General features: G+C 60.8%; 4 protein-coding genes. All 4 read left to right on the plus strand.

The window, feature by feature from the left end; genetic code table 11:
* Positions 1 to 2,223, plus strand: a 2,223-nt coding sequence (locus VMR39_RS11665; protein ID WP_325416130.1) for a TonB-dependent siderophore receptor, incomplete at its 5' end; no start/stop codon positions are given.
* A 414-nt stretch (positions 2,224 to 2,637) separates the two neighbouring features.
* Complete coding sequence (locus tag VMR39_RS11670) at positions 2,638 to 2,856, plus strand: hypothetical protein (protein ID WP_325416131.1); 219 nt, start codon at positions 2,638 to 2,640, stop codon at positions 2,854 to 2,856.
* A 23-nt stretch (positions 2,857 to 2,879) separates the two neighbouring features.
* Positions 2,880 to 3,101 carry a GlsB/YeaQ/YmgE family stress response membrane protein gene (locus VMR39_RS11675; RefSeq protein WP_325416132.1) on the plus strand — a complete coding sequence of 74 codons (222 nt, stop codon included), beginning with the start codon at positions 2,880 to 2,882 and terminating at the stop codon, positions 3,099 to 3,101.
* A gap of 124 nt (positions 3,102 to 3,225) precedes the next feature.
* Positions 3,226 to 5,523, plus strand: a 2,298-nt coding sequence (locus VMR39_RS11680; RefSeq protein WP_325416133.1) for a CHASE3 domain-containing protein, incomplete at its 3' end; no start/stop codon positions are given.

Raw genomic sequence — 5,523 nt, forward strand, 5'->3', positions numbered from 1 at the left:
GCCGCCGAATCAAGCGCCGACACGATCATCGTTACCGGCATCAACGACAACAAGACCAGCACGGGCACCAAGACCGACACGCCGCTGATCGCGACGCCGCAGAGCATCACCATCATCGATCGGGAAGAGCTGACCCGCCGCAACGCGCTGTCGATCAACGAGGCGCTGGGCTATGTCGCGGGCGTCTCGACCAATCAGCGCGGCGCGCTGGCGACCCGCTATGACCAGTTGGTGCTGCGTGGCTTTTCGCCGGGCGTCTTCCTCGACGGTATGCGCCTGATCGCCGGCCCATATTCCACGCCGCAGATCGACTTCAACCGCGTCGACCATATCGACGTCGTGAAGGGTCCGGCATCGGTGCTCTATGGCAATTCCACGCCCGGTGGCATGGTCAACCTGACCAGCAAGATGCCCGAAGCTACCGCATTCGGCCGGTTCGAGGGGCAGATCGGCGATTATGACACATTCCGCTTCACCGCAGACGTGAACCAGCCGCTCGACAGCGAAGGTCGACTGAAGGCGCGTCTGGTCGGAGGCTGGCAGAAGGGCGACAATCTGGCCGAGGGGACGTTCAGTGAGCGCTGGCATGTCAGTCCGATGCTGACCTTCTCTCCCGACGCAGCGACCAGCCTGACCCTGATCGCCACCTATCAGCATACGCCACATGGGGGCGGCTATTCAGGTACACCAGCGGCAGGCACCGTGTTGCCCAACCCCTATGGCAGCCTGCCGCGCGACATGAACACGGGCGATCCAGGCTATGAGCGCTACGACCACAAGGCCAAGTCGATCGCGGCCTTCTTCCGCCATGATTTCGACGAGCATCTGAGCTTCGCCTCGAATCTGCGCTATCAGAACAACAAACTGTCCTATCGTCAAATCTACACATCGGGTTTTGCAACGACCGGCACCGGAACCGGCCGCAACAGCGATTATTCGACCATCGTGCGCGGCGGCGGCGGCGCGGACGAAGATTTCAATACGCTGACGATGGACAATCATCTGAACGCCCGGTTCGCGACAGGCTTCATCCAGCACAATCTGCTGGTCGGCGTCGACTATCAGCGCATCACTGGCGAGAATGTCCAGCAGTTCAACAGCGGGCAGACCAGCAATCCGCTGACCAGCATCCCCAATCTCAGCCTGTTCGCACCGGTCTATGGGGGGACGCTGCCCAGCTTCGACCTCACCATCCTGTCGCCCAACTACACCAACGGCTATGGCAAGCGCGACCAGTTGGGCGTCTATTTCCAGGATCAGATGGCGATCGGCCGGCTCCAGTTGATCGCGAGCGGGCGTCAGGACTGGTATGAGCAGACCTCGCTCAACCTCAACCCGACAACCGCCGCCGCGCGCGCCGCGCCGGTAACGACACTGTCGCAGAGCGCATTCACTATGCGCCTGGGCGCGCTCTACGAGTTCAAGTTCGGCCTGTCGCCCTACGTCAGCTATTCGGAATCTTTCGAACCGCAGGCAGGCACCCGCTATGTGACTGCGACGGAAACGGCGCCCTTCGTACCGATTACCGGCCATCAATATGAAGCAGGCCTGAAATATCAGCCCACCGGCATCAATGCGCTGTTCACCGCCTCGGTCTACCAGCTCAAGCGCCAGGGCAATCCCGTGTCCGACCCGCGCGCCGGCACCGGCGGCATCCCCGCGAACGCGACCATCCAGATCGGCGAGACGCGCGTGCGCGGCATCGAGTTCGAAGGACGCGGGGAAGTGGTTCCCGGCTTCGATATCGTCGCGACCGCCAGCTACACCGACGCGATCATCACCGAAGGCACGCCGGCTATCGCGTCGACCGCGACCAATAGCGGCACGCCGACCACCACCGGCACCCGCCAGCTCGGCACGCCAAAATGGAACGCCTCCTCCTTCCTCTCCTATGATTTTGGCAAGGCACCAAATGTCACAGGCATATTGTCTGGCCTCAGTTTCGGCGCGGGCGTTCGCTATGTCAGCGGATCCGACGGCACGACCAACTATGCGGTCATCAATGGCGTGACCACCTTCCAGCGCTTCCATACCAAGGGTTTCACACTGGTCGACGCCATGCTGGGCTATGACTTGGCGAAGGTAGGCCTGAAAGGCTGGAGCATATCGGTCAACGCCGCGATCCTGTTCGACAAGACCTATATCAGCGCGTGCCCCTTCCTCAACAGCTGCTACTATGGCGGCCCGCGTACCGTGGTGGGATCGCTGCGCTTCAATTGGTGATTGCTCGCAGGGCGGAGGCAATGCGACATTTTGCCTCCGCCGCACTTACGCTCAGTTTCGTCTGCCGATAGAGTTCTCGCTTCCCTTTCGGGCACCGGGCCTCATATACTTTATCTCCATTCGCCGATATTTCGCCAATTCAGCATTCTTGTGGCGACGGCCAATCCTGACTCATTTCCTCGCGGGCAAATAAAATCAATTCGCTCCCCTTCTGCCCACCTCGCTGACGCTCAGGCGTCCAGGGTACTTCTCGGAAAGGTGGTTGCGAGATGGTCGATCCAGATCAAGTATGTCGTTCCGATCAGCGAACATCCCGCCTCGGTCAAGGATCGCGTGATTCCCAGCCACTAGAAAGGCGCCTGATGGAACCGGTTTCGCAACGAAAAGTTTGATGAGGCTGAAAGGGGATTTTATATGATCGGCAAGATTGTTGGTGCCTTAGCGGGCAAGAAGTTGGCCGGGCGCACTCCCGGCATGAGCGCAACCGGCGGACTGGTTTTGGGCGCTGCTGCTACCTCGCTGTTAAAGCGGGTTGGACCTTTCGGCCTCGCAGCGGCATTGGTCGGAAGCTATCTGATCAAACGCAATCATGTCCGGAAGGCTGGCGCCGGCAGGGTCTCAATCGCACGTTAACAAACGCGCGCCGGGTAAATAAGGTGCGTTGGATCATTGCGCTCATCGTCCGCGGCCTCGCCGACTGGCGTGCGAGCTGCTTCATGAACCGCGATGCTTCCATCGGCATCTTCCTCGATATCTTTGTGGACTGCATAGGCTCAGCGACCGGTAAGGGGCTGGCCAGGCCGCTGCTGGAGGTTCGAGGAAGCGTGCAGGAATTCTCGCTGGCCGGCTTGGTCATCGCGTTTGTCGTACGTTGGTAATCGGCCGTTTTACTCCCACCTTGCATCCTGATCGAATTTGGCGCCTATGGGGCGCGGCGCTTGCTTGTGCGGAGACAATCGCCACGCCCATCGAGCATATCTTCCAAGCGAGTTTTCCCCGGCAATGTCTAAAGTGACGTCAATCAAGAGCGCCGGCGCGCGTATGAGAGCATGGTCGATCGCCGGCTTATTTCTGGGACTTCTTTTTTTTCTGATAAGCGGCGCGACCGCCTACTTTAACGTCCAGACATTGCGGAACAGCGACCAATCCATTCGTCACACCCATAATGTGCTTATCGGTCTCAATGAACTGTTTTCGACGATACAGGACGCTGAAACCGGGCAGCGCGGATATCTCCTGACGGCCAAAGAGCCGTATCTGGCCCCCTATGAAAGGGCGATCACGACGTTGCCGGAGAAAATCGGCACGATCGCCAGGCTGATAAGCGACAATCCCGCACAAGAAGCCAACCTTGCCGGGCTGAAGCGTCATGTCGATGCCAAGCTGGCGGAGCTGCGGGACAGCATCGCGGCCCGGCGCCGGGGCGATGCAAACGCTTCGCTTGCCATAATCACGAGCGATCGCGGCAAGATCGAGATGGATGCCATCCGCGCCCAGCTCGACACTATGGCGGCTGAGGAAATGCGGCTCCGTCAGATCCGGATCGACGACATGGCCGATGCGTCCCGCACCGCCGTCACGAGCGGCATGATCTCCGGCCTTGTCGGAATTCTCCTTACGATCGCCATCTTCCTGCTTGTGCGGCGCAACGCGCGCGCACGGGCCCGGCAGGATTGGCTCCAATCGGGCCAGCTCGGCTTAGCTGAAGCCATGCGCGGCGACCAGTCGGTCGAGCAGCTGGGAGAAGCGATCCTCATCTATCTGTCGCGCTATCTCGGTTTTCAAGGCGGCGCATTGTTCAAGGGTGAGGGCGGCACGTTTCGCCGGGTGGCCACATTGGGTGTACCGTCCGATGGCGACATGCCGATCGCCTTCGCTCTCAAGGAGGGCCTTCTGGGTCAGGTCGCCACCGATGGCGAGCCTGTCTACCTCCACGACGTGCCTGAGCGCTATCTGACCATCGGATCGGCGTTCGGACGCGATCAGCCACGCCATCTCGCTATCGTGCCGGCTACGGCAGACGATCGCGTGAATGCGGTCATGGAGTTTGGCTTCTTTCGCCCGGTCGACGTCCTCGTTATCGAATTTCTTGCCCAAGCGGCGGCAAGCATCGGCATCGCCCTGCGATCAGCCCGCTTTCGCGCGCGGTTGCAGGATGCACTGGAAGAAACCCAGCGCCAGGCCGGGGAGTTGCAGGCACAGAGCGAAGAATTGCGCGTATCGAACGAGGAGCTCGAAGAGCAGGGCCGCGCCCTCAAGGAATCGCAGGTCCGGCTTGAACAGCAGCAGGTCGAGCTTGAACAGACCAACAGTGAGTTGGAGGAACAGGCGCAAACCCTAGAGAATCAGCGCGATCAGCTGGAGCGGTCCGCTGCTTCCCTTGAACTCAAGGCGCGCGAACTCGAGCAGGCCAGTCAGTACAAGTCCGACTTCCTCGCAAACATGTCGCATGAGCTGCGCACCCCGCTCAATTCGCTTCTCATCCTCTCGAAGCTGCTGGGCGACAACCCCGACGGAAGCCTGTCAGCCGAGCAGGTCAAATATGCCCGTACGATCGAATCCTCGGGCAATGACCTGCTGACACTCATCAACGATATCCTCGATCTCTCGAAGATCGAGGCCGGCCATGTCCAGATCCAGCCCGAACCCGTGTCGATGCAACGGTTGACCGGCGACCTGCGTCAGCTCTTCGCGCCCGTCGCAAAGGATCGAGGGCTCGATTTCGAGATCAGCCTCGCCGACAACGTACCCGGCGCGATCGAAACCGACCGGCAGCGGATCGAACAGGTGCTCAAGAACCTCCTTTCCAATGCCTTCAAATTTACCGAGCATGGCAGCGTACGTCTGGAGATCGCGAGCGTTGCCGGCGGGAAGCTGGCCCTTGCCGTGCGCGACAGCGGCATCGGCATTTCACCCGATCAACAAAAGAGCATCTTCGACGCCTTCCAGCAGGCCGATGGGACGATCAGCCGTAAATATGGCGGAACGGGCCTGGGGCTCTCGATCTCGCGTGAACTGACGCGATTGCTGGGCGGGACCATCAACCTCGAAAGCGCGCCGGGCAAGGGCAGCACATTCACGCTGACGGTGCCACTCATCTATGACCCCGCCGATGTGGCGTCGCGCGATCCGATGCCGGTCGCTGCACTCCACGCCCTGCCCCCGCCGAGGGAAGCAGCGCACATTCCATCGCCGTCTCCGACCCCTGCCGCCCCGGCACGCCAGCCACGCTGGGCGATCGAGGATGACCGCGCCGCGTTGAATGAGGGGCAGAGGCTCCTGCTGATCATCGAGGATGAC

It is taken from the genome of Sphingobium sp. (genome assembly GCF_035511395.1).
Classification (GTDB): domain Bacteria; phylum Pseudomonadota; class Alphaproteobacteria; order Sphingomonadales; family Sphingomonadaceae; genus Sphingobium.

Coding starts and splice junctions, on each gene's coding strand:
- VMR39_RS11670 (WP_325416131.1), top strand. CDS start 2,638: ATGATCGGCAAGATTGTTGGTGCCTTAGCGGGCAAGAAGTTGGCCGGG.